The organism is Microlunatus parietis (assembly GCF_013407955.1).
GTDB classification, from domain to species: domain Bacteria; phylum Actinomycetota; class Actinomycetes; order Propionibacteriales; family Propionibacteriaceae; genus Microlunatus; species Microlunatus parietis.
This window is the reverse complement of the sequence record NZ_JACCBU010000001.1, coordinates 7,163,541-7,187,804: the sequence shown is the minus strand read 5'-3', so window position 1 is coordinate 7,187,804 and position 24,264 is coordinate 7,163,541. Positions and strand designations below refer to the sequence as shown.

Here is a 24,264-nt window from a genome sequence, read left to right as displayed (position 1 = left end):
CCTTCTCGAGTCTCAGGTATGCGCGGGTTCCCGCGCCGGAGACTCCCCAGTCTTCCGCAGACGTCCAAAGCGGGCCACTCCGACACCACCGACGACCGCGGCCAGCAGCCCGATCAGGGCCATCGCACGGTCCAGCCAGGGCGCGATCAGCACCGCCGGCGTGATCGCCGACCGGACCGGCATCTCGACGACGAACGAGTCCGCGGTGAACTCCTGGGTCCGCCGCACCACGTTGCCGTCGCGGTCGATGAAGCCGGACACGCTGTTGGTGGTGGCGACCGCGATCTCGCGCCGGGTCTCCATCGCCCGGGCCCGCGTGATCGCGAACTGCTGCTCGATCTGGCCGGTGCCGCCGTAGGTGGCGTTGTTGCTCTGCACCATCGACACCTGGGCACCGTTGGTGATGGTGTCGTAGATCGTCTGGTCGTACGCCAGCTCGAAGCAGACCGCGTCGCCGACGGTGATGATCCGGTCGCCGATCGGAATGGTCATCACGCCCGGCCGGGTGCCCGGGATGGCCTGCGGCCCGACCTCCTCGAGGATCGGCACCAGCGGCAGCAGCTGGGCCCGGAACGGGATCCACTCGCCGAACGGGACCAGGTTGCGCTTGTCGTACCGGCCGAGAATGCCCTGCTGCGGATCCCACCAAAGCCCGGTGGTCTGCCGCTCGTCGGGACCCGGGCCCTGCATCACGGCGCCGACCAGGATCGGCTTGCCGGCCACCTTCGTGGCCGAGTCGACCACCTGCCGGGTGGTCGCATCGAGGACGGGATCGATGTCGGTCGAGTTCTCCGGCCACAGGATGAAGTCGGGCTCCGGCACCTGGCCGAGCCGCCAGCGCGCGGTGAGCTCGATGGTCTGGCTGAGGTGGTTGTTGGTGACCGAGCGGGCCTCGCCCATCGCGTCCATGCCGCGGCCCGGCACATTGCCCTGCACCACGCCGACCGCGAGCGGCTCGCCGGTTCCCGCGGCCGGCTCGAACTGCAGGCCGCGGAACATCGCCCCGGTGGCGCCGACGACCAGGAACCCGATCAGCACGGCGACGGCGGGCCGTCGCTGTGCGTGCAGGAACGACCGCCATTCCGCGCGCGGCCGGTGCTCCCGCAACGCGCGCAGCACCAGCCAACCGAACACCGACGCGGCCAGTGCGACCAGCAGGCTCACCCCCGGTACGCCGATCAGCGGCAGGAAGCCGGCCAGGGGCGTGTCCACCGCCGCATAGGCCAGCCGGACCCAGCCGAAGCCGCCGAACGGGACCCGGGAGTAGGCGAACTCCAGCGCGGTCCAGGCGAACGCCGACCACAGCGGCCACAGCCGCAGCTTCGAGACCAGGGCCAGGGCGACGCCGAGCAGGCCGAAGAAGAGCGCCTCGAACAAGATCAACAACGCGGCGATCCAGGTGCCGAGCACCTCGATCCAGCCGATCGTCACGGTCAGCAGGGCCAGCCCGAACGCGTACCCGAGACCGAAGGCGCGGCGGGCCCGCTGCCCGTGCACGGCGATCAGCAGCAGCGGGATGCCGATCAGGATGGCCCCCCAGACCGCGTACGGCTGCCAGGCCAGGCCGAGCAGCAGCCCGCCGGCGATGGCGCAGACCAGCCGCCACCACAGCCGGCGGTCGGACAGCCGGCGGTCGGACAACAGGGCGGTCACAGTTGCGGGCGATCCTCGTACGGCGTGGAGAGCACCGTCGTCGTATGGGTGGAGACCTTCGCCGAGGCGCGGATCTTGGCCAGTACGGCCTCGAGGTCGGCCATCGTCGGCACCTGCACCTTGAGCAGGTAGCTCGGGTCGCCGGCCACCGAGTAGCAGGAGATGATCTCCGGCAGGTGCTGCAGCCGGTCCGGGGCGTCGTCGGGCTGGCTCGGGTCGAACGGCTTGATGGCCACGAACGCCGTCACCAGCAGGCCCAGCTCGTTGGAGTCGAGCGTGGCCCGGTAGCCCTTGATCACGCCACGCTGTTCCAGCCGGCGCACCCGCTGCTGCGCGGCCGAGGTCGAGAGGCCGGTCTCCTTGCCGATGTCGGTGTAGGACATGCGGCCGTCTCTCGCCAGCAGCTCGAGAATGCGGCGGTCAAGCTTCTCCATGCCGGCCGCCGTGCCAGGATTCGACTGTGCGCACACCGCGATTACTCCTCCTCGACACTGCTTCCCTGTACTTCCGGGCCTTCTTCGGCGTACCGGATTCCCTGCGTGCACCGGATGGTACCCCGGTGAACGCGGTCCGTGGACTGCTGGACTTCATCTCAAGACTCGTCGACACCTACCGCCCGACCCACCTGGTCTGCTGCTGGGACAACGACTGGCGTCCGGCCTGGCGGGTGGAGCTGATTCCCAGCTACAAGGCACACCGGGTCGCCCAGGCCGGGGAAACGGTGGTCAGCGAGATGTCGACCTCCGCCGAAACGGCCGGTGAACAGGCGCCGGACGACCTCGCGGTGCAGGTGCCGCTGATCGTCGAGGTGCTGACCGCCCTCGGGCTGCCGATCGTCGGCCACGACGGGTACGAGGCGGACGACGTGATCGGAACCCTGGCCAGCACCGCCGAGATGCCGGTCGACGTGGTGACCGGCGACCGGGACCTGTTCCAGTTGGTGGACGACGCGAGCGAGGTCCGGATCCTCTACATCGCCCGCGGTGTCGGCAAGCACGAACAGGTCACCGATGCCTGGGTGCAGGGCAAGTACGGCATCCCGCCCGCCGCCTACGTCGACTTCGCCACCCTGCGCGGCGACACGTCGGACGGGCTGCCCGGGGTGGCCGGGATCGGCGAGAAGACGGCGGCGTCGCTGTTGAACACGTACGGGAGCCTGGAGCAGGTGCTGGCCGCCGCCAGCGAGCCCGGGACCAAGATCAGCAGTTCGATCCGGTCCAAGCTCGGCGCGGCGATCGACTACCTGGCCGTCGCGCCGACCGTGGTCGCCGTGGCCCGGGACCTCGACCTCGACGTCAAGCCGGACGACCTCGCCCTGCCCGCCGCCCCGGTCGACCCGGCCGCGTTCGCCGAGCTCACCGAACGGCTCGGCCTGGGCACCAGCGCCGACCGGATCACCGCCGCGCTGGCCCTCGACTGAGGTCCGGCCCCGCTGAACGGCGGGCCCGGACCAGCGCGACGGCGCCGAGCGCCAGCGCTCCCGCTCCCGCGAGCAGTCCGAGGAACGCTCCGGCGCGCCCGTTCCCGGTGCCGATCCCGGCGTCGGAGGTCAGCACGACCAGGCCGGCGACCAACAGGCCGATCAGGCCGGCCCCGAGCGCGGACAAGGCGCCCAGCGGAGCCGTCCCGGTTCCGAGCCGGCTGCCGGGACGGGACAGCGCCAACCCGGCGGCAACCGCTCCGGCCAGGCCCAGGCCGACGGCCACGACGGCGCCGACCCGGCCCGTACTGAGGTAGGAGGCGCCGACGTGCGACGAGAAGATGTTCGGGTCCGGCTCGGGGCCGAACCGGCCCCAGGCGACGAAGCCGGCCGCCGCGAGATAGACCAGCGGAGCGGCGGCCAGCAGCGGCTCCCGCCGGCGCAGGTGCAGGACCACCGCGCCGATCATGAGCAGCGCCACGCAGACGGCCGTGGCCGGGATCAGGATCGGCGCGAAACCCACGCCGACCGGCAGGACCAGGCCCAGCGCCGCCAGGATCTCCAGGCCGCCGATGATCTTGACCCGGGTGCCGCCGACGGCGCGAACCCAGGCCCCGGCCCGGGTCGCCGCCAGGGTCTCCGCGGGCACGATGAGCTTGATCGCGCCGCCGATCAGGAGACCGGCGGCGAGCAGGCCGCCGGTGATGAAGAGAGCAAGGTTCATGGCCGCCTCCGCGGGTGAGAATGCACTTCCTCACGTGACGGTGGCGGTCGGTGGTTTGTGACACGGACGCTGATCAGAGGTGGCGGTCGACGTCCATCCGCTGGTGCAGGATCCGCACCACGTCGACGATGCCGTCGTCCGTGACGCGGTAGTAGACCTGATGCGATCCTGCAGCCAGGCGACGGTACCCGGCGCGAACCTCGTCACAGGCCCGGCCGATCCGTGGATCCCCGACGGCCCGCTCGATCGCGGGCTGCAATTCCCGCAGGTACTTCTCGGCCTGGTCGGCATCCCAGCGCTCGCGGGTGTAGTCCCAGATCTCGTCGAGGTCCGCTCGAGCGGCTGGCGAGAGGACGTAACGGTTCACTCGGCGCGGACTTCGCCGGCGCGCTTTTGGGCGATGAAATCGTCGAAGTCGAACGGTGTCGACTGCCCGCTGCGCTCGCCGAGGATCAAGGCCTCGCGGAGCGCCCGCAGGTGGGTCTCGCGGTCCTCGAGCAGCCGCAGCGCCGAACGGACGACGTCGCTGGCCGACCGGTAGCGCCCAGAGGCCACCTCATCGTCGATGAAGGCGCTGTAGTGATCGTCGAGGCTGAAAGAGGTGTTCTTGCCCATGCCCTCGAGGGTACCAATGATTGGTAATAGAGGTCAGTTACCGAACTAGGCGGCCAGACGGGTGGTTGTACAAGCCCTGGTTTGTCCGTGTCGATCAACGCCCGTAGTGATACCGGCAGGCCGCGATGCGCACCTCGGTGTCGTCGACCAGGCGATAGACCAGCTTGTGCTCTTCGGTGATGCGGCGTGACCAGTAGCCGGCGAAGTCGTGGCGCAGCGGTTCCGGTTTGCCGATGCCCTCATTGCCGTTCCGGAGCACGTCCTGGATGAGCAGGTTGACTCGCTTGAGAGTCTTGCGATCCTGGGTCTGCCACCAGAGATAGTCCTCCCAGGCGTTGAGATCCCACACCAAGCGCATGGTCACTCGTCAGCGACCAGGTCGTGCGATTCGCCGTCCCCCGCCTCCAACCGCTCCATCGCGTCGAGCAATCGCCGGGCGTTCGCGGGCGATCGCATCAGGTAGGCAGTCTCGCGCAACGACTCATAGTCGGCGAGTGAGACGATGACGACGGACTCATGGCCGGCTCTGGTCACCACGACCTCTTCGCGGTCGTCGACGACCGAGTCCAGCACCTCCGCGTACCGGGCGCGGGATTCCGTATAGCTCATCGTCCGCATGGCATCCTCCTCGTTGCAACCTGTACAGAAAACTGTACGCCCCTGGCTCGGCGTGTTCAAGGGCGCAAGTCGTCAGGCTCAGGCGCCGAACAGGGCAGTCAGCGCGGCTCGGCGCCGGGCCACCTCGTCCGGGTCGTCGCCGTACACCACCAATTGGAGATTGCTCAGCCGGACCGGATGGTCGGTACGGGCGGTGTCATGACCGGCAACCACGACCAGGCCGCCGGCGGACAGGGCCGGGCGGAGCGCGGCGAGCAGGTCCGCGAGCGGCGCGGCCGCCGCGAGGCTGACCGACTCGGCGGGCCGGTCCAGCGCCTCGGGGCGGACGGTCTGCAGCGCCAGCAGCGGGATCGAGCCGCCGGTGATCCGGAAGTTCAGGTCGAGCATGATCAGCCGGCCGTCCCGGGTCTCGGCGCAGTCCAGGCTGCACATCCCGCGGTAGCCGAGATCGGCCGCCCGCTGGGTGATCGCCTGGCACTCGTCCAGCAGGGCCGGCGGCGGTGCGTCGACCAGTCCGAACCGTCCGCCGTCGTAGAGGCCGGCGGAGTCGATGCGCTGCTCGGTGACGGCCAGCAGCCGGGCCGTCCCGCCCGGCTCGACGAAGAACTGGATGCCCCAGTTGCGGACCAGCTCCAGGTACTCCTCGATCACGAACTCGGTCAGCACCCGGGTGAAGGCCGGCCACCGGATCGGCTCGCCGGCTCGGTGCAGATAGACGTCGAGGTTGCCGCGGTGTGCGTCGTCGGTCGCCGCCTTGAGCACCCAGGACGTCGCTCGCGGGGTCGCCGCGCGCAGGTCCGCGCGGGACACGATCCGGCGCCGGGCCCGGAAGGCGGGGTCGACGAACGTGCTGATGCTGGCCTTGTTGTTCAGGAAGCCGACGAGTCCGGCCGTCTTGACCGCGTACGCGTCGGGCACGAGGGCGGCCGGCTGCGGGTACTCCATGGAGATCAGCAGGCCGTCGGCGACCGCCGCCGCCACCTGCAGCTCGAACTCCGCCTCGGTCCGGAACTCGCGCAGCTCGGTGCCGACCGGCATCCCGCCCTCGCGCAGTTGCGCCAGCAGGGCCGGATCCGTACCGCCGGCGCTGCAGATCAGGGGCGTGTCGCCCGCCACCGAGACCGGCCGGGCCGAGGCCACGTCGCGGTTGTGCCGGTGGGTGGCGGCCGGGCCGTTGTCCGCGACCGGCGGCCTTGCGCACACGGCGATCCCGGGACCGTAGATGTCACCGAGGGTGCGCGGCGCGCCGACCGACGGCGAGAAGGAGACGGCAAGGGTCATGGGATACCTCCCGGAGAGTGCGCAGAGCCGGTCGCGCCGTGGCGTGCCGAACCGTGGACCGTGCTGAGCAGAGGACGAGACGGGCCGTGACGGAGGGCATCGACTGCGGTCCGTTCGGTGCTCGCGAACCGGACCTGATGAAAGCCGTGGGCAGACAGCCCGGAGACGGGCGGTATGCACCGATTATCTCACGGTTTCCCGCTCCCCCGCGCCGGTCGTCACGCCCCGGATGTCGCCAGAACTCTTCAGGTCGAGCGCTAGCGGCGGATAGCGGCTCCAGTGCTCGAGTTGAAGAGCTTTCGCGACACCCCGCTCAACGCTGCGATCCGATCAGCCCGCGGAGCGCCTCGAGGAACGGCTTCGGGGAGGGCGGCAGCGGGCCCAGGTAGTGCCCCGCGACCTTCGGGCGGCGGTCGGGCGCGGGGGCCCAGTCGGAGTCGGCGTGGTCGAGATAGACGTCCGTCAGCTGGTCAAGGGCCGCCTCGAGCTCGCCGATCACGCGGCCCGGCTCACCACCCACGCGGCCACCGGCGCAGCCGGTCAGCAGGACGACGACAACGAGCACGGCCACCAGCGCGACACCCGCCCGCCGTATGACCATGATCATCTTCCGCAGCCCGTTCATGGTGTGAGCACCGCCCAGAGTTGTTCGCAAGGCAGTCGCTCAAGATCATCGATCGAATCGCACGGTTCCACAGTCACGATCAGCCCGGGAAACCGCCGACCAATTGCCGCCGCGTAACGAAGCGCCACCTCGTGATCGGCCCGGTAGGTTCGCAGCAGGTGCTCGGAGAACCAGAGCCGCACGCAGGCGTCGGTTCGGGTGGACTCTGTCGACACCCTGGAATGACCTGAGTTGACCATGAACGATCTTTGATCGCTACGGCTGCCGCAACCCGGACAAAGTGTCCGGGCTAGATCGCGAGTATCCGGGCAGCCGTGTCGATGATCGATGACCAGGGCAGTACCCGGTTCGGCCCGGCCGTCCGCGGCTCTGCCAGCGGCCAGACGTCCTCACCCCAGATCAGGTGAATTGGAGACCGGTAGAGACGACGGAGATGTTCGTCCCACGCCGGTTGCCGGGCGTGGGCAGCATTGACGCGCGGAAAGATGATCATCGGCGTAGTCGCGATGTTCTCACAGAGCACGGTGAGTGCCTGATTGTCGGCGATCCCCAGCGCCAGCTTCGCCGTGCTGTTGGCAGACAGCGGCGCTCCGATGTAAAGGTCGATCGGTGGGTGCGGAGACTGCTCTCGTGGTAAGCGCGGTGACGTGCGAACGGGAAGTCCCGTCGTTGCAGCTATGCGCGCCGTATCGCCGATGTCCTCCAACCAAGCGCCCGCGGTCGGAGTCAGCGTGACCGCAACCCGGCACCCTCGTGCGACGAGAGGCGCGACCAAACCGTCATGCAGAGCATCAAGGCCACCTACCGCGCTTGCGACGAGCCCAATCACCTTCTGGCTCATGCGATCGCTCGGCAGCGCTCTGCCAGTTCGACGAGCCCTTGATTCCGACCGACCGACCTCCGATAGAGGCTGCGAACAGTCTCGCGGGCCAGAGCTGAGTGCCAAACCAGCTGGGCAGCATCCTCCTGTGCAGCCAACAGCCAGCCGAGAGCCTCGTCATCGCGCGCCGACACAGCAAAGGCATGCGCAAGGTGGATTCGCCACGATGCGGCTCGTTCAGAAGTGACCTTGGAGGCATCGATATCGGGGCCGAAGTTCAGGACGGTGGCGATGTCGTCGAGGTCGAGACCGATCGAGACGCGGTGGAGCATAACGTTGGTAGGACCAAAATTGGTCTGCCAGTAATTCGCGTCGGCTCCGAGTCTCTTCGCAGCCTGATCAGCCATCTCGAGCATTTCGTATGCCGTCTGTCGGTCTCCGGCGAGAGCCGCGGCCTCGGCGGACCGAAGGTAGAGCATTCCCGACAAACTGAGTACCACTGGGTCCGTTCTGGCATCGCTCCCCACCTGTTGGCCAATCCAACGCGCTGCTTGACTTGCCACCTGGAGTGAGTCATCGAACCGGCCGATGGCCATGAGCGCGCTTGCGCCCGCTCTAGCCGCCGCCGCAATCACTCGCGGCTCGCTTGAACGATCCGCAGCCGCCATCGCACGCTCGGCCGCGATCCAGGCAAGATCCGCTTCGCCCACCTTGGTCAGGGTCGAAGACGCCAGGTGGTGGATCCGAGACGACAAGGCGAACGCATGGTGCAGGTTCTGCGCTGTGCCGTCTTCAAGGTTCTGGGCCTCCGTGATCAGCCGCGGCAACACTGCTATGACGTCGCCGAGTTCCCCATTCAGAAAACGCCGCCGCGAACTTGTGGTCAATTGCTCAACGGCATCCAACCGGGGCGGGTGCTGTCGCGTCTGATCAGGAAAGAGGACCGTCGACAGCCGCCGGTGATTCATCAACGCAGTGCGGATCGCAGGGATGTCTTCGTGATCTGGCTTCTCGCGGGCTTCGACCAACACCGGCTGGCCGAGGAGATCACCGACGCTGACGCGCAACGCTTGGGCCAGCTCGGCGATGACGTCGAGCCGACGAAGTTCACGCTCACCGCGCTCGATCTTCGACAGCCAGTCCTCGCTGCGACCGACCAGATCGGCGAGCACACGCTGAGTCAGGCCACGGCGACGACGGTAGAACGTGACCCGCTCGCCCACGCTGAACTGATCACCAGCACCGCGCATTCGCCGATACCTTTCGCCGGAGCCAAACCCACACTCTCCAGGCCATTATCGTGCACCGATCCCCTAGGCTCCCGCCGGCACCGGCTGATCAGTGCCTGTCGATCAACGAACGGAGCGCGTCCAGGAACGGCTTCGGGGAGGGCGGCAGGGGGCCGAGGTAGTGCTCGGCGACGGCGGGGCGGCGGTCGGCGCAGGGGTCGGTGCGGAGCAGGTCGTCGAGGGCGCGGTCCAGGTCGGCGGTGCGAAGTTGATCATGGGTGATCCGGTAGCCGGCCGCGGCGGTGGCGGGCGGCTCCGCGACGGTCGGGGGCAGGACGACGGCGTACGGCTTCAGAGTGGCGAAGTAGTCGACCAGCAGGCCGCTGATGTCGGCGATCAGGGCGTCGGAGTCGTTGAACACCTCGACCAGGGTGTCTCGGCGGTGCTCCCGGGCCAGCCGGTGCCGTCGGCCCGACGCCGTCCGGTCCCGGGCCAGCAGCGCGTCGACGGAGTCGATCAAGGACCGCTCGGCGGCGTTGTCCCAGCTCAGCGGGTGCGGCCGGAAGGCGACCGTGGCACCGCGGGCGATCAGCGCCTCGGCCAGGACCGGGCAGTACGGCAGCGAGCTCAGCTCGGTGCGGGCGTTGTAGCCGCGCCAGGTCGGGGCCAGCAGCACGGTGGGCTCGGTCACGGAGCCGACCGGCCCGGCCGGGGTCGCGGCGTCGGCCAGTTGGGGCCGGCCGATCTCGACGAACCGGTCGTCGGGAATCTCCAGTCCGGCCTGCCGGTAGCGTTCCCGGGCCGCCCGGCCGGCCACGAAGATCCAGTCGAACATGAGGTGCGTCGGGTGCACCGACGCCTCCTTGTCCGAGTCGCCGTGGCCGAGGTAGACGTGGGCCAGGGACCGGTAGCCGACCAGGTTGGCGTTGCCGCCGACGACGTTGACGTAGAGCGCGACCCGGGCCGACTCGGTGATCACCGCGTCCAAGTCGGTCGCCAGCGGCGCGCAGACCACCGGGGCCTGCGTCAGCGGTGCGGCCCAGGCCAGCGCGGCCGGATGCCGGACCACGACCAGATACCGCTCCCCCAGCAGCTCCAGCAGCGGCAGCCACATCGCCAGCTGGTAGGCGCCGCCGCTCTCCCGGCTCGTGTAGATGATCACCCGCGGCGCGTACGCCTCGATCGCCGCCCGCAGCCGTGCCGGGTTCCCGACCGTGCGGGTCCGCCGCCGGATCAGTTGCAGCAGTCCGCCGGTCATGATCATTCCGAGCACGCCGACCAAGATCATCACCGGCACCAGGCCGGACGCCGCGGCGAGCCCGGACAGCGCCAGGATCAGGCCGGCGACGGCCCGGGTGAGGGTCAGGGTGGCCGGGGTGCCTGGTTCGGGATGGCCGGGCAGTCGGACCGCGCTGAGCTGCGGCCGCGACCCGGCCCGGGCCAGCGGCCGGCTCAGCGCGATCACCGCCGCCGACAGCAGGCCGAGCCCGACTCCGCAAACCAGTGCGGGTGACGGGCCGGACCGGTACCCGGCGACCAAGATCACCAGCAACCCGGCTGTCACGGCCAGGGCGAGGTCGGGCACCGCCCGGCGGAGCAGGCTAACCATGATCGGCGGGCCGCGGGACCGGGCCTGGCCCTTCGACAGGCTCAGGGCGCGGTGGTTCGGCGGGCTCGGGGCGCGGTGGTTCGGCGGGCTCGGGGCGCGGGGGCGGGAACGTCCGCTGAGCCTGTCGAAAGGCCAGGCCGTCCACGGCCTCATCGGCAGGGCCCCGGCTGATCACGGCGCGGGCCGCGTCCAGGAAACCGTCGGCGTACGTCTCGGCCGGGAAGTCGCCCAGGTAGTAGATCCGGGTGCTGGCGCGCTCGTCGAGCTTCGGGTCGTTGATCAACAGGTCGTCCAGGGCGGTCGCGAGGTTGCCCAGGTCGTCCTCGATCAGATAGCCGGCCAGTGCCGCCGGCGCGTCGCGGACCAGGTCCTCCGGGGTCCGGCCGACGGAGACGATCGCGAACGGCTTGGCGCTGTGCAGGTAGTCCGAGACCACCGCGGACACGTCGGAGATCATCGCGTCCGAGGCGTTGAAGCAGTCCTCGACGCTCATCGCCTGCTCGGCCGCGTCGCCCCAGACGTGCCCGCCGGCCGGGTCGGCGGCCAGCCGGGCCTGAATCTTCTTGATCAACTCCACCGCGGCCGGGAACCGGTAGTTGAACGGGTGGGCGCGGAAGATCACCCGGACGCCGCGGGCCAGCAGGGCCTGGACGATCCGCTCCCCCACCGGCAGTGAGTAGACCTTGGTGTCGGCGAAGCTCCCCTGCCAGGTCGGCGCGTACAGCACCGTCGGCCGCTGCTGCACCTGCACCGGCAGGTCGGCCCGCTTGATCAACTCCACCTGCGGCCGGCCGACGATCCGGAACTTCTCGGCCGGGATGTCGACGCCGTGCCGGGCGTAGCGGTCGATGCCGGCCTGCCCGGCGGCGAAGATCAGGTCGTAGATCGCGTGCACCGGGTTGTAGCAGGCCGGTTTCTCCGAGTCGCCGTGGTTGAGCCAGACGTGGGTCAGCTCCCGGCGCTCGATGAAGTGGGTGTTCTTCACCGCGTTGTTGACGTAGAAGCAGGTGGTCAGCGAAGGCACGATGACCTCTTCCAGGCTGCCCAGGCTGGGCCGGTAGATCACCGGCACCGAGGTCATCGCGGCGATCTCGCGGTGCATCCTGAGGTCCCGCGTGATGATCATGTACGGCTCACCGATGCGATCGAAGTACGGCAGCCACATGCCGAGCTGATACCGCGCGCCGACCGGCGAGGCGAAGTAGGCCGCGAACCGCGGCGCCAGCTCGCGTACCACCTGCGGCAGCCGCTCCTCCGCCGCGACCACCTGGTGCACCCGCGCCGCGGCCAGGGCCAGCGCGCCGGCGGTGACGGCGAGCAGCAGCACCGCCAGGCCGAGGGCGAGCCAGCCGAGAGCCGGCAGGACCCAGCCGAGCCAGCCGGCCGCGATCACCGCCAGGCTGCCCGGCCAGGTCAGCCGGAGCAGCGCCGGCTGGCGCAGTTCGGCGCGCAGGCTGGGCAGGTTCGCGACCTCCACGCCGTGCCGGCCCCAGCCCCGTTTGATCGCCGTCTCGGCGGCGACGCACAGCACCACGACGACCGTCGTCGCCAGCTCCACCGGGCCGGCGGCCGCGTTCAGCCCGAGGCCGACCGCGAGCAGCAGCCGGGCCGGGCCGGCGAACGTCAGCAGGCTCTCCCAGTCCCTGAGGTCGACCAGCTGGGTCCGTCGCAGCCAGCCGATCAGCAGCACGCCGGCGAGCGCCAGCACCACCGGCACGGGTTCCGGCGCACCGATCAGCACGGCGGCGAGCGCGAGGGCCGACAGCGCCCCGGCCATGGCTCCGCCGGCGAGCGCCGACAACTGCCGGCGCAGGTTCGCGCGCCGGCTGGGCCGGCTCGGCTCGTCCGGTTCGGACAGCCCGTGCAGGTTCCCCGGGTCGGTCTCGGTGGCGGCGTCGCGGACCGCGTCGACGAACGCGTCGGCGTAGTGCTCGGCCGGGAAGTCCCCCAGGTAGTCGGCCCGGATCTCGGCCCGGACCGCGGCGTGCGGGTCGGCGCCGAGCAGGTCGTCCAGGACCGGCTCCAGGTTCGCCAGGTCGCGGTCCAGGACGTACGCGCCGCGGGCGATCGGGTACTGCGCGACGAAGTCGCCGCGTACCGGATCGTCCTGGGGCACCGCCACCATGGCGAACGGCTTCCGCGAGTACAGGTAGTCCGAGACGATCGCGGACACGTCGGCGATCATCGCGGCGGACTCGTTGGTGCAATCGAGCACGGTCCGGTCCGACTCGGCCGCCGGCCCCCAGACGTGGGCCCGGCCGGTCGCGGCCGCATCGTCGGCCAGCCGGCGCTGGATCTGCTCGACCAGCGCGGTGTCCTCGGCGAAGTGGTACGAGAACGGGTGCGGCCGGAAGATCACCGTACGGCCGCGGGCCAGTAGCGCCTCGACGATCCGCAGGCCCACCGGCAGCGAGGACAGCTGGGTCTCGGTGACGTGGCCGCGCCAGGTCGGCGCGTACAGGACCGGGCCGTCGCCGGTCCCGCCGCCGGTCTCGACGACCTGGACGCCCTCGACCTGGGGCCGCCCGACGACCCGGAACTTGTCCGCCGGGATCCGGACGCCGTGATCGGCATAGCGGCGGGTCGCGGCCGGGCCGGCGGCGAAGATCCGGTCGTACATCGCATGGGTCGGGTTGTACGACGGCGGCTTGTCGGAGTCGCCGTGGCCGAGATACACGTGGGTCAGGTGGCCGTACCGGATGAAGACACCGTTGCCGGACGACGCGTTGACGTAGAACGCGGCCCGCAGGGTCGGCGCGATGACGTCGTCCAGGCCGCCGATGGTGCGGCGGACCACGATCGGCACGTCGGTCAGCCCGGCCAGCACCCGCGCCGGCAGCTCGTCCCGGGCGACGATGAGGAACGGCAGCCCGGCCCGTTTCAGGTACGGCAGCCACATGGCGACCTGGTACGACGCGTCGTCCGGCCGGGCCGTGTAGACGACGAACCGCGGCCCGTACGCGGCGACCGCGCCGGACAGCTGCCGTTCGATCTCCCGGTGCCGCCGGATCCGGCCGGCCGTCTCGGCCAGGAACGCGACCGTCACCAGCGCCGCCAGCACGGCGGCGACCGCCCACAGCCAGGAGCCCGGGATCTCCACCCCGATCCCGGCCAACCAGCCGAAGCAGGCGCCGGCCACGGTCGCACCGAGGCTCGCCCACAGCACGGCGGGCGGCAGCCAGCGGCGCGGCTCGGGCAGCGGCGGGATGCCGGGCAGCCCGTGCACGAAGACCAGCTTGGAGGCCGCTCCGCGGGCGATCGCCGGCTCGACGATCAGCCCGGCGACGATGATCAACATCGCCAGCGCCCGGCCGGCGCCGGCCACCGGATCGCCCGCCGGCTCGAACACCGTCACCGCCGCGACGAGCGCCACCCGGGGCAGCTGCCGGCTGCCGACCGGCGACTCACCGTCGCGCCGGTACGCCAGCTGCTGCTCGATCCCGATGATCACTGCGGCTGCGATGACCAAGATCACGAACAGCGCGACCCCGAGGTCGGAGTTCACCGCCCCGGACCAGACCAACCAGGCCAGGACCAGCGGCACCGCCGCCAGCAACGGGTCCTCCAGGCTCCACCGCACCTGCTGAGCAGTCGGATTCACGCCGGCCCACTCAGCCGTCGGTGCGACTGCCGCGATCGGCCTCGTCGAAGAACGCCTCCACCACGCGCTGGGTGGCGGCGCCGTCGTGCAGGCCGTTGTACTCGGCGTTGAACCGCGCGATCTCGCCGGCGTACTCCTTCTCCACGACGTCGAGCCGGAGCAGGCAGTCGAGCAGTTCCGGCAGGTCCTTGACCTGTGGGCCGGGCGCGGTGGGCGCCCAGTCGAACAGCGACGACCGGGTGCCCAGGTAGTCGTCCAGGTCCGGCACGAAGAAGATCATCGGCTTGCCGGTGAGCGCCCAGTCGAAGCGAAGCGACGAGTAGTCCAAGATCGCCACGTCGGCGGCCAGCGTGAGGTCGTTGATCTCCGGATAGCGGGTCACGTCGACGACCGTCGCGGCCCTCTGCCCGTTAGACCCGCGCTCCAGGTCGCCCTGGCGCAAATTGTAGTTGTGGCCGCGGAGCAGGATCACGTACTCCTCGCCCAGCTGGGCGGCCAGCCGGTCGATGTCCAGCGCGTCGTAGAACCGGGCCGACCAGGCGCCGGTGGCGCTGGTGTCCCGCCAGGTCGGCGCGTACAGCAGCACCTTCTTGCTCGGGTCGACGCCGAGCCGGCCGAGCACCCGGTTCCGCTCCCCGGGGTCCGGGGCGACCAGGGCGTCGTCGCGCGGGTAGCCGGTGACCAGGATCTCGCCCTCGTACCGATATTCCTGCCGGTACAGGTCGGCGCAGAACTCCGACGGGACCAGGATCGAGGTCCAGGCATCATTGCGGCGTTGGCACTCGACGTCGATCAGATCGTCGGGGAAGTCCTTGGCCCGCCAGAACGAGATGCCCATCGACTTGAACGGATAGCCGTGGAAGGTCTGCAGGAACTTCTGGTACGGCCGCCGAGCAAAGAACCGGTCGAAGTCGATGTTGTTGCAGAGGTAGCGCGAGGTGGCGATCGCCTCGTACCAGGCGGCGCTGCCGATGATCACCGGCTTGCCGCCCTCGGGCAACTCGACCGACAGGTCGGCGACCCCCCAGAGCAGGTCCAGCGGAGCGTTCCGCGCGTGCAGTTCCCGGTGGATCGCGAGCTGGCTGTCGGTGGCGAACTCGCCCCGGTAGCACTGGAAGAACACCTGGTCGGCGGGCTGGTGCGGCCAGTCGGTCGCGGCCAACCGGCGCTGCGCGACCCGGCCCAGTTCGGCCTCGGCGAGCGGCGCCCGGAGGCCGATCGTCAGCACCGGTGAGCCGGACCGGCGGCCGACGGTGATCCGGTGCCAGTCGGTGACCAGGTCGTACGGGAGTTCGGCGAGCCAGTCGATGGCGTACAGGAGGTTGACCGACTCCTCCTCCCCCGTCTCGGTCGTGGACCAGGGCAGCCGGACGCCGTAGCTGCCGGTCGGCAGCGGGTAGGACTGCTCGCTGCGCCAGTTCGGCACCGCCGGGTCGAACGCCAGCCGGTGCCGGCCGCCGGGCAGCTCCTCGACCGACGCGGCGAACGCCTTGCCGCGCGGCGAGTGCAGGTAGGCGCCGGCCAGGGTGGCCGGATCGGCACCTTCCAGGGACACGTCGACCAGGATCCGGGTCCCCTCGGTGGAAACGCCGTGGGCCCGCAGCACGACCGGTGCCGTGGTCAGCGTCACGTACCCGCGCGGGGTCCGGATCCAGCGCGACGAACCGCGGCCGTAGCTGCCGATCTCGGCACCCACCTCGGCCTCCGCGGGCCAGGAGATCCGGCGGTCCGAGCGGGCGCTGTCGCGCAGCCGTACCTCCCAGCTGCTGCTCGGCCGCAGGGTCTCCGGCAGCTGCAGCGCGAACGTGTAGTCGCCGTCGGCGCGCGGCTCGACCTTGGCCCGGAACACCTGCTGCGCGTTCCGGGTCAGCACCACCTCGCGCGGCGGCCGGCCGGGCCGGAGCAGCCGCAACCGGCCGGACAGTTCCTGTCCGTTCGCGGACAGCTGGACCGCCCGCCACTGGTCGGGCCGGATCTGGATCGCGAAGCCGATCTTGTCGTCGTTCACCGGCACGATCCGGTACGAGACGTCGCCGTGGGCCAGGTCCCGGGCCGGGTTCATCTTGCCCTGGCCGGTCCGGATGATGCCGTGCACGCCCGCCTCGCGCTCGACGCCCCGGCAGGAGGTGCGGATCCGCAACTGCCACTGCGCCTCGGTGACCGGCTCGTCGACCAGGGCGTCGACGTCGACGACGGTGGTGAAGCCGGCGGAGTCGTACCGCTGATTGGGGTGGTTGGCCCAGCGGGTGATGTAGTCGCGGCGGAACCGGCCGACCTCGAGCTCGACCCGGCGGCCGGTGGTCACCTCCTTGAGGTAGGCGGTGATCTCCTCGTCGTGCTCGGTCAGGTCGACGCCGCGGGCGAACGCCCAGCCCTCCAGCCGCAGCTTGCCGTCGGGCAGCCAGTCGGTCCGGGCGACACAGGCCGACAGCGCGCTCTGGTGATCACTGAGCCGGTACATCTCCTCCGGCAGGTCCAGCTCCTCGGCGATCGGCAGGTCGGCGTACACGACGCCGTCGATCACCGTCGTCTGCGGCAGCGCGCCGTTCAGCCGGAAGAACTCGATCACCCGGCCGGCCTCGACCCAGCGGCCCTGCGCGGCGAGCGCGACCCGGAGCTTGCGTTCGACCCGGACGTGCGCCCAGGCGGCGGCGTCGGCGCGGGCGATGAACCGCTGGCAGGCCCGCTGCAGCACGGACCGGTACTCCTCGTCGGCGGTCACCGCGAACTCGACGAACAGGGACAGGTCGATGTCCAGCACCCGGCCCAGCCAGGCCGCCGACACCCGCGGCGACGACTCGGCCGAGACGACCTCCCAGGCCAGGTCCTTCACCGAGACCCGGTCCCGCAGGTTGGAGACCTCGTGCTTCTGCTGGCCGATCGAGGACTGGTCCTCCCGGATCCGCCAGTTGTACGTGCTGATCGACAGCATGTCGAAGGAGCGGGCGCGCAGGTACGCGGTGACCATCGGCACGTGGTCCTCGTACGCGATGCCCTCGGGGAACGGGCCGATCTTGGTGTTCCAGAACTCGCGCCGGAACATCCGGTTGCAGGCGATCACGTCCTGCATCGCGTCCGGGAACTCGTCGATGGTGATCCCGAGCCGCTCCTCGCGGTGCGCGTTGTCGACCCAGGCCGGCTTGGACGACTTGCCGTGGCTGAACCGACGGACCGAACCGACGACGAAGTCGGAGCCGGTCTTGTTCAGGGTGTCCACCATCCGCTGGTACGCCCGCTGCGGGATCGTGTCGTCGGAATCGAGGAACGTGATCAGCGGCGCGGTCGCGGCCGCGATGCCCACGTTGCGGGCGGCGCCGAGGCCGGCGTTGGCCTGCCGGATCACCTTGATCCGGCGATCCTTCTTCACGTACTGCGCGATCACCGCCGGCGAGCCGTCGGTCGAGCCGTCGTCGACGACGATGATCTCGAGCCGCTTCAGGGACTGGCGGAGCAGGCTGTCCAGGCAGGCGCCGAGGTACTCCTCGACGTTGTAGACCGGGACGATGACGCTCAGGTCGGGTCCGGGCAGCCGCCGCCACAGCAGCGGTCCGACCGGACTTTCCTTCACGGTCCGGACCAAGCCGTTCGGGAGCCGCCGGGCGATCCGGCGCAGAAGCTTGCGTGCCTGCACAGTTCTCCTGTTCGTGTGCCACGTGGGCGAATGCACATATTTCGAAAATGTCACGGGGCCGCGGCGAGTTTAAGTGACGTCGACCGGTCAGGACGAGTCGTCCACGCCGCGCCGACGGTTCCAGACCTTCCGCAGGCCGCGGCGGAACCGGCCGCCGACGCCCTCCGGGCCGGGCTCGGGATCGGGTGCCGGCAGCGCCAGCGGCACGGTCGCCGCGGTCTCGCCGCCGATCGCGACGGTGGCCGTGTCGGCGCCGAAGTCGACGGTCATCCGGCGCGAGCTGCGGTGGCCGGTGAACGCGAACATCAGGTCCCGCCGGTCGGCCCGGACCGGGCCGTCGACGACCAGTTCCGCGCCGGCGTCGGTCGCGACCAGCCGGGCCGGCCGCTGGCTCTCGGTGACGGCCCGGCCCGACAGCCGGCCGGAGCCGGCGATCTGCACCCTGGCCAGGGCGACCACCACCTCGCCGGCGTCGGTGGTCACGTCCTCGGCACCGGGCCGGGCGGCGCCGACCACGGTCCGGGCGGTCTCGGTGAGGTCCAGCGCCAGCCCGCCGTCCTGCGTCGCGTACGCCACCGCGGCGCGGCCGTCGACCAGCGCCGGCAGCTCGGTCAGGCTGCCGATCCGGACCGGGTCGCGGTGCTTGCCGCTGGCGCCGTGGCCGTCCAGCCGGACGTCCCAGATGTCGTCCTCCAGCCCGGCCACGTCGACCCGCCCGGTGACCTCGAACCTCGAGTCCGGGTCCTGGGCCTGGCGATGCACCGGCACCTCGATCCCCGACGCACGTCCACGGACCGAGATGCTGGCCGAGTCCAGCGGCTCGCTCGCGGTGCCGGTGACGGTGACGACGAAGGTCCGGCCGGCCCAGGTGACCCGGACGTCGTCGGTCCGCAGCGTTCCGGTGGGCTTGGCCCCGGGGACGGCATGTGACTTGGCCGCGGCCGGTTCCGGGAGCGGCCGGACGACGGGTGGTTCGGCGGCCAGGTCGAGCTCGGCGCGCAGCGGCGTCTGGCGGTCCTGGAAGCGGGCGTGGACGGCGAACGTGTCGCCCGGTTCGGGCCGGAACCGCAGTTCGGCGGGCCGGTCGGGCTCGGCGACCAGGGCGGCCGGCGCCGAGCTCTCGTACCCGACGGTGCCGGTGAGTTCGGTGTCGCCGTACGTGTGCAGGCCGGTCAGGCCGAGCCGGACCCGATCGGGCCGGACCCGGCTGGCGGCCGGGTCGATCCTGGTCAGCGGCAGGATCCGGCGGGCCTCGCCGAGCCGGGTCAGGTCGACCGCGAGCCGCCCGTCGTTGGTCCGGTACGGCACCGCAGGCAACCCTGCGATCAACGCGGGCACCTCGAATCCGTGCCCTGAGCCTGTCGAAGCGCCGTCCTGAGCCTGTCGAAGGGGGTCGGCGCGGACCGGGTCGATCCGTTCGTAGCCGAGCCCGGTCAGGTGCAGCCGGGCGTCGAAGATCTCGTCACCCTCGCCGCCGTCCAGCCAGCCCCGCAACGGGCTGCCGCCCGGGCCGAGCTCGATCCGCGCGGCAACGGTGAACGTGAGCCGGCGTTCGGCGTCCAGTCGCAGCGGCGTACCGCCGGGCATCGGCCACTCGACGCCGGAGTTGCGGCCGCGCAGCCCGAGGTCGACCACGGTGGCGGCCAGGTCGCCGAGCCGGGTGGCCGACTCGGGCGGCAGGTCGGGCAGCCCGGCGCCGGCCAGGTCGATGATCGGGCCGTCGGTCCCCTCGGCGACCGGGTACGGTTCGTCGCCCGCCTGCAGCCGGCCCTTGATCATCACCCGCAGCACGCCCCGGTCCCAGGCCACCTCACGGACCGGGTCCAGCCCGAGCTTGACGGTCCGGTCCCGTTCCCGCAGGGCGTCCAGGCCGGCCCGGTCACCGCGCCGGTAGAGCCAGGACCGGACCCGGTCGATCGGCTCCAGGTCGGCGTCCATCCCGACCGGGAAGTGCCGCAGCAGCCGGTCCGCCTCGGACAGGAAGCGGTCCCGGATCGGGTGATCACCGGGGCCGAGCCAGCGCAGGATCACGCGGACGTACCAGCGTTTCAGCAGGGCCCGCCGCTTCGGCCCGTCGGGCAGCGCCTCGATCGGCTCCAGCGACCGTTCGAACGAGTCCAGGAAGACGTCGAAGTCGAAGCCGGCCCGGTGCAGGTTCTGATCATGGATCAGCCATTGGTAGCAGGGATAGTCGGCCAAGATCGCGATCTTGTCGGTCGCCGCGTAGACCGCCGCGTTGAAGTACTGGTCCTCCAACCGGACCGGGCCCTCCGGGAATCTGATCTTGGTCTCGGCCAGCAGCGACCGGCGGTACAGCTTGTGCGGCGTCACGCAGTGCAGCACCCGCTGGTCCACGCCGGCGTCGGCGACGTTGCCCTGCCAGGTCGGCCAGCCGGGCGTCAGCGGGTCGCCCTTCATCACCTCCTTGCCGAGCACCACGTCGGCGCCGGTCTCGACCGCGTAGTCGTACATCCTCCGCAGGGCGTCCGGGAACAGCTGGTCGTCATGATCGAGATAGAGGACGTACTCGCCGGTGGCGCGGTCGGTGCCCAGGTTGCGCGGCCGGCCGGACCAGCCGGAGTTCGGGATCTGGTGCAGTCGCAGCTGCGGCTGGTCCTTGATCAGCCGTTCGACGAGGGCGTACGTGCCGTCGGTGGAGCCGTCGTCGACGAAGATCCCCTCGTACTCCTCCGCGGGCAGGGTCTGGCCGAGCAGACTTCGTACGGTCTCCTCGACCCGGCTTCCCGAGTTGTACGTCGCAATGACGACGCTGACTTTCGGCATGGGTCACCAGTCTGTGGTTGCCGCGTCGGTGAGGAAGTCACCGTCGCGTTCGAAGTCGACGCTGAACCCCGACGCGAACGCCTTGCCGTCCCAACCCTTCTCCGGCTGGGCGATGTCCGGGTCGCACCAGACCAGGCTGACCCGGTGCCCCATCGCGAAGGCCATCATGTATTCGTTCCGCGCCGTGTACGACTCGGACGAGATCAGGATGACCCGTTTGGGTTCGGCGCAGAAGATCAGGCTGAACATGGCGCTGCCGGCGAACCCGGCGATCAGCTCGGCGGAGTCGAAGATCGTCGCCTGCTCGGCGACGTCGTAGTCCTCCGGGTAGACGATCGTGAACCCGTGCCGGGTGAAGAACTCCTCCACCTCGGTGAGGTTGTGGCAGGCGCGTTTGTAGTTGGAACGGCGGGACACGAACACCTTCGCCGGCCGGTCCTGCTCGCTCCGGGCCCTGCCCTCGGCAACCAGCTTCGCGCCGGCCCGGCGCCAGACGTCCGGAAGCTCCGGGTGGACGTAGCTCGGGTTGACCAGCATCGGCGTGGCCGACAGCAGCTTCTCCACCCGGAGCACGCCCTTCGGCGACACGAAGTCGTCCGGCCCGGCGCCGGCCGCCATCAGCACCTCCCGCTCGAACGGGGCCAGTTCGTTGTGGCCGCCGGGCAGCGGCAGCAGCACCTTCAGGTCGGGATGCCGCTCCTTGGCAGCCGACCAGGCCCACATCCGGGACAGCTGCTCGGTCATCATGTGGCCGAAGTGCCGCGGCCATTCCGAGGACAGGTAGAAGTAGCTGCCCGAGAGTTCCTTCGGTTCCGACACCTTCCGCGGGTAGCGGGCGAACAGCGGGTTCAGGTCGTCCAGGAACCGGTTCTTCAGCCGCGGATGGGTCAGGTGCCGGAACGTGTCGGGCAGGATCACGTCGTGCGACAGCACCACCTGGTGCGGGCAGGCCAGCGCGTCGTCGTACTCGCGTAGCTGCAGCTCGGGCACCTTGTATTCGGTGGCGAACCGCGGGTCGTGCCGATCATGGTTGTAGCGCAGGTCGCCGACCCGGGAGAACGTGGTCGCCGGCAGCCTGGTCAGGATCCGGCCGATCTCCGGCTTGGCCGCCAGCACCCGCTCCACTTCCCACTCGCGCAACTTCGGCAGCGCGGGCCCGGCGCTGGTGATGATCAACAACGCGTCGTCGTAGGAGATCCCGCGGACCGCCTCGGCGATCCCCTTCTCGTCCTTGCGGGGAGTCGGTTTCTTGTCCTCGACGTCGGAGAACCGGCCGCGGTCCCGGTCGTCGGTGACCCGGCTGACGAACTCCCAGATCGACGGCGTCTTCTTGGCGTCGGCGGTGAGCCCGGCGGCGGCGCTGCGGACGCAGTAGCGGCCGCCGGCCCTGAGGTGGAACAGGGTCCGGCGGAACCGGCGCAGCCGCTCGGCAGGGGCGGCCAGGGTGGCGTCGATGATCACGTCGAGCGGTCCCTGGGCGGTGAGCTCGGCGTGCTGGTCGGAGTCCGTACCGTCGGCGACCGCGAACACGGAACTGTTCGGCAGCACCTGCACCAGCAGAGCGGTCAGCTCGGCCGAGGTGTCGTCGGTGAACAGGGCGATCCGGTTCGTCCGGCCCTGCGGCAGGGCCTCCTCCAGCCGGGCCAGGAACGCGCGGGTCGGCTTGTCCGGGGTCCAGCCGCGGTCCTGGGCTACGTCCACCCACGGCACGGATCCGGCCTTCGTCTGGGTCCCGTTGCCGGCCTTCGTCTGGGTGGTCCCGTTGCCGGCCTTCGCTGGGGTCCCGTTGCCGGAACGTGCGGCCTCGCCGCGCGCCGACCGGTAGGCGCTCTTCAGCCAGTCCGGGGCGTAGCGACGACCCAGCTTCTTGAGTCGCGCGACGCGGCGTGGCTGCTCGGATGGGCGTGACGTATCCACCAGACTCCCGCTGTGCACTGTTAAATGACCATCGAAGAACCCGACGGTAGTGTGCAGGTTACGACGAACTGACAACTCTCGAACAACAGGACACCCGGATGCCCGTAGAAGTTTCGGTACTGATCACCGCCGACCGCGAGCCGCGACGGCTGGCGAAGCTGATCTCCTCCCTGGACAAGCAGACGCTGAACCCGTCCGAACTGGAGATCGTGCTGGTCAGTACCGGTGACGGGCAGGCCGAGCGGCTGGAGGACCTGGCCGCGCGGCGCCCGAACGTGACCGTGCGCCGGTCCGCCGGCCCGGCCGAGGCGGCCCTGGCCCAGGCGTTCGGCGCGGCCTCCGGCGCCTGGACCGTGATCTTCGGTACGGAGACGGCGACCCGGGACGCCGAGCTGCTGCCCGAGTCGCTGCGCCGGCTGGTCGACCACGCCGAAAAGCATCAACTGGACTGGCTCGCGGCGCAGGTCGCGTACCGGAACGCGAAGGGGCGGCTGACCGGCCTGTTCCGGCTGACCGAGCAGCGTTCCGGCGGTCCGGTGCCGCCGTCGCCGTGCATCCTGCACCGGACCGAGCGGCTCCGGAACGCCTCCGACAATCCGGGCACCGGCGGCGTGTTCGCCGATTACGCGTGCCTGGTGCTCGGCGAGCAGGACGGTGCCGAGGGTCCGGCGGCGTCCTTCGCGATGACCGACGCGGCCGCCTCCTGGCAGGGCACCGTCTTGACCGTGACCGCCACCGCGTCCTCGTCCGCCGAGCTGGCGTACACCTTGCAGCACCGGGCCACCGGCCTGGAGCACTGGCTGCCGACGACGACCGAACCCGCCGCCGACGGCGGCACCGTCGTCCGGGCCACGATCGATCTCGCCGCCGAGGCCGAGGTGCCGCAGCTCGCCGGCGGCGCCTGGGGCCTGTGGCTGACCGCGATCGACGGCGACGGCACCGGCGAACGGGTCCGCGTGCCACCGATCACCGCGCCGTCGGCCGTCGTCGACGGCACGCTGGTCGCCCTCGGCGTGACCGGGAACGGGTTCTCGCTCGACCTCGGCGCCACCATGCTGGCCGGGCTCGGTGAGCTGCCGGCCGGGCGGGCCACGATCACCGAGGCCGCCGGGGGCACCCTCGCGACCCTGCCGGCACCGGGGCTGCACGTGCACGGCGACGCCCGGATCGAGGGCTTCCTGCAGCAGGGCACGTTCCCGCTGCCAGCCGAACTGATCGCCACTGACGGCGAGGCCCGGGTCGAGTGCCTGCTGTCCGGAATGGCCGGCAGCAGCCCGCTGCTGACCAAGTTCGGCACCAGCCACGCCGCCGACACCGGCCTGACCCTGACCATCGACCCGGTCGGCGCCATGTCCATCGCGCCGACGCCGCCCAAGCCGGCCCCGAAGCCTCCGGCTCCCAAGCCGGTCGCCAAGCCCGCCCCGAAGCCGGCGCCGCCGAAGCCGAAGCCGGCGGCCAAGAAGAAGGCGAAGAAGAAGGCCCCGCCGACGGCCCTGACCAAGCTGCGCCGCCGCGTCCCCGGCTTCCTGGAGCCGGCCGTGAAGGGCCTGTCCCGCAACTCCGCGGCCCGCTCGCTCTACGGCCGGATCAACCGCGCCCTGCGCTGACCATCTCCGCGCCCCATCCGCTTCCGGACCGGGGTGTCGGTTTTTCACGTCCCGTGAAAAGTTGTCGCTTTACCAGGGAAGTTTCTCTGGTAAAGCGCCAGTTTTTCACGCAACGTGAAAAACTGACGGC

Annotated in this window: 18 protein-coding genes; 2 read left to right on the top strand and 16 right to left on the bottom strand. The window is 70.6% G+C overall.

Annotated features, from left to right (window positions below):
• Positions 1–12 precede the first annotated feature (12 nt).
• On the bottom strand, positions 13–1,653 hold the full coding sequence (gene lnt, locus BKA15_RS34350; protein ID WP_179758096.1) for an apolipoprotein N-acyltransferase: 1,641 nt from the start codon (positions 1,651–1,653) through the stop codon (positions 13–15).
• Positions 1,650–2,087: an Lrp/AsnC family transcriptional regulator gene (locus BKA15_RS34345; RefSeq protein ID WP_179758095.1), complete on the bottom strand. Its 438-nt coding sequence runs from the start codon at positions 2,085–2,087 to the stop codon at positions 1,650–1,652. Before BKA15_RS34345 ends, lnt begins: the two co-directional genes overlap by 4 nt.
• A gap of 26 nt (positions 2,088–2,113) precedes the next feature.
• Between BKA15_RS34345 and BKA15_RS34340 the strand changes: the two genes are divergently transcribed.
• Entirely contained in the window at positions 2,114–3,073 is a 960-nt protein-coding gene (locus tag BKA15_RS34340) for a 5'-3' exonuclease (protein ID WP_179758094.1), read from the top strand.
• Here the strand turns inward: BKA15_RS34340 and BKA15_RS34335 are convergent.
• The 14 genes from BKA15_RS34335 to BKA15_RS37160 form a co-directional block, all read right to left on the bottom strand.
• On the bottom strand, positions 3,048–3,797 hold the full coding sequence (locus BKA15_RS34335; RefSeq protein WP_179758093.1) for a DUF6223 family protein: 750 nt from the start codon (positions 3,795–3,797) through the stop codon (positions 3,048–3,050). The genes BKA15_RS34340 and BKA15_RS34335 overlap by 26 nt on opposite strands.
• Positions 3,798–3,870: 73 nt before the next feature.
• Positions 3,871–4,164, bottom strand: coding sequence for a type II toxin-antitoxin system RelE/ParE family toxin (locus BKA15_RS34330; RefSeq protein ID WP_179758092.1), 294 nt, complete (start codon positions 4,162–4,164; stop codon positions 3,871–3,873).
• The gene (locus BKA15_RS34325; RefSeq protein ID WP_179758091.1) at positions 4,161–4,412 is read right to left on the bottom strand and encodes a type II toxin-antitoxin system ParD family antitoxin; all 252 of its coding nucleotides are present in this window, start codon (positions 4,410–4,412) and stop codon (positions 4,161–4,163) included. The genes BKA15_RS34330 and BKA15_RS34325 overlap by 4 nt, the downstream gene beginning before the upstream one ends.
• Positions 4,413–4,506: 94 nt before the next feature.
• Positions 4,507–4,770, bottom strand: coding sequence for a Txe/YoeB family addiction module toxin (locus BKA15_RS34320; protein ID WP_179758090.1), 264 nt, complete (start codon positions 4,768–4,770; stop codon positions 4,507–4,509).
• A 2-nt stretch (positions 4,771–4,772) separates the two neighbouring features.
• A complete protein-coding gene (locus BKA15_RS34315; RefSeq protein ID WP_179758089.1) occupies positions 4,773–5,030 on the bottom strand; it encodes a type II toxin-antitoxin system Phd/YefM family antitoxin in 258 nt (85 codons plus the stop codon).
• Positions 5,031–5,108: 78 nt separating this feature from the next.
• The gene (locus BKA15_RS34310) at positions 5,109–6,311 is read right to left on the bottom strand and encodes an ATP-grasp domain-containing protein (RefSeq protein WP_179758088.1); all 1,203 of its coding nucleotides are present in this window, start codon (positions 6,309–6,311) and stop codon (positions 5,109–5,111) included.
• A 313-nt stretch (positions 6,312–6,624) separates the two neighbouring features.
• The gene (locus BKA15_RS34305; RefSeq protein ID WP_179758087.1) at positions 6,625–6,918 is read right to left on the bottom strand and encodes a hypothetical protein; all 294 of its coding nucleotides are present in this window, start codon (positions 6,916–6,918) and stop codon (positions 6,625–6,627) included.
• Between the two features lie 307 nt (positions 6,919–7,225).
• Positions 7,226–7,777 (bottom strand): flavoprotein, encoded by a 552-nt coding sequence (locus BKA15_RS34300; protein ID WP_179758086.1) that lies wholly within the window; start codon positions 7,775–7,777, stop codon positions 7,226–7,228.
• Positions 7,774–9,006: a helix-turn-helix domain-containing protein gene (locus BKA15_RS34295; protein ID WP_179758085.1), complete on the bottom strand. Its 1,233-nt coding sequence runs from the start codon at positions 9,004–9,006 to the stop codon at positions 7,774–7,776. The genes BKA15_RS34300 and BKA15_RS34295 overlap by 4 nt, the downstream gene beginning before the upstream one ends.
• 88 nt (positions 9,007–9,094) lie before the next feature.
• The gene (locus tag BKA15_RS37165; protein WP_179758084.1) at positions 9,095–10,570 is read right to left on the bottom strand and encodes a CDP-glycerol glycerophosphotransferase family protein; all 1,476 of its coding nucleotides are present in this window, start codon (positions 10,568–10,570) and stop codon (positions 9,095–9,097) included.
• A gap of 16 nt (positions 10,571–10,586) precedes the next feature.
• Positions 10,587–14,195 carry a CDP-glycerol glycerophosphotransferase family protein gene (locus tag BKA15_RS34285; protein WP_179758083.1) on the bottom strand — a complete coding sequence of 1,203 codons (3,609 nt, stop codon included), beginning with the start codon at positions 14,193–14,195 and terminating at the stop codon, positions 10,587–10,589.
• Positions 14,196–14,205: 10 nt separating this feature from the next.
• On the bottom strand, positions 14,206–17,826 hold the full coding sequence (locus tag BKA15_RS34280; protein ID WP_179758082.1) for a bifunctional glycosyltransferase/CDP-glycerol:glycerophosphate glycerophosphotransferase: 3,621 nt from the start codon (positions 17,824–17,826) through the stop codon (positions 14,206–14,208).
• A gap of 87 nt (positions 17,827–17,913) precedes the next feature.
• Positions 17,914–20,610: a glycosyltransferase family 2 protein gene (locus tag BKA15_RS34275; protein ID WP_179758081.1), complete on the bottom strand. Its 2,697-nt coding sequence runs from the start codon at positions 20,608–20,610 to the stop codon at positions 17,914–17,916.
• A gap of 3 nt (positions 20,611–20,613) precedes the next feature.
• Entirely contained in the window at positions 20,614–22,527 is a 1,914-nt protein-coding gene (locus BKA15_RS37160; RefSeq protein ID WP_179758080.1) for a glycosyltransferase family 61 protein, read from the bottom strand.
• A gap of 98 nt (positions 22,528–22,625) precedes the next feature.
• On the opposite strand from BKA15_RS37160, the gene BKA15_RS34265 reads away from it, so the two are divergent.
• Entirely contained in the window at positions 22,626–24,134 is a 1,509-nt protein-coding gene (locus BKA15_RS34265; RefSeq protein ID WP_179758079.1) for a glycosyltransferase, read from the top strand.
• Positions 24,135–24,264 lie beyond the last annotated feature (130 nt).

Bases quoted from the DNA above. Each gene is read 5' to 3' on its own strand.
- BKA15_RS34345 (WP_179758095.1), bottom strand. From the start codon at position 2,087: ATGGAGAAGCTTGACCGCCGCATTCTCGAGCTGCTGGCGAGAGACGGC.
- BKA15_RS34335 (WP_179758093.1), bottom strand. From the start codon at position 3,797: ATGAACCTTGCTCTCTTCATCACCGGCGGCCTGCTCGCCGCCGGTCTC.
- BKA15_RS34325 (WP_179758091.1), bottom strand. From the start codon at position 4,412: ATGGGCAAGAACACCTCTTTCAGCCTCGACGATCACTACAGCGCCTTC.
- BKA15_RS34320 (WP_179758090.1), bottom strand. From the start codon at position 4,770: ATGCGCTTGGTGTGGGATCTCAACGCCTGGGAGGACTATCTCTGGTGG.
- BKA15_RS34315 (WP_179758089.1), bottom strand. From the start codon at position 5,030: ATGCGGACGATGAGCTATACGGAATCCCGCGCCCGGTACGCGGAGGTG.
- BKA15_RS34310 (WP_179758088.1), bottom strand. From the start codon at position 6,311: ATGACCCTTGCCGTCTCCTTCTCGCCGTCGGTCGGCGCGCCGCGCACC.
- BKA15_RS34305 (WP_179758087.1), bottom strand. From the start codon at position 6,918: ATGATCATGGTCATACGGCGGGCGGGTGTCGCGCTGGTGGCCGTGCTC.
- BKA15_RS34300 (WP_179758086.1), bottom strand. From the start codon at position 7,777: ATGAGCCAGAAGGTGATTGGGCTCGTCGCAAGCGCGGTAGGTGGCCTT.
- BKA15_RS34295 (WP_179758085.1), bottom strand. From the start codon at position 9,006: ATGCGCGGTGCTGGTGATCAGTTCAGCGTGGGCGAGCGGGTCACGTTC.
- BKA15_RS34275 (WP_179758081.1), bottom strand. From the start codon at position 20,610: ATGCCGAAAGTCAGCGTCGTCATTGCGACGTACAACTCGGGAAGCCGG.
- BKA15_RS34265 (WP_179758079.1), top strand. From the start codon at position 22,626: ATGCCCGTAGAAGTTTCGGTACTGATCACCGCCGACCGCGAGCCGCGA.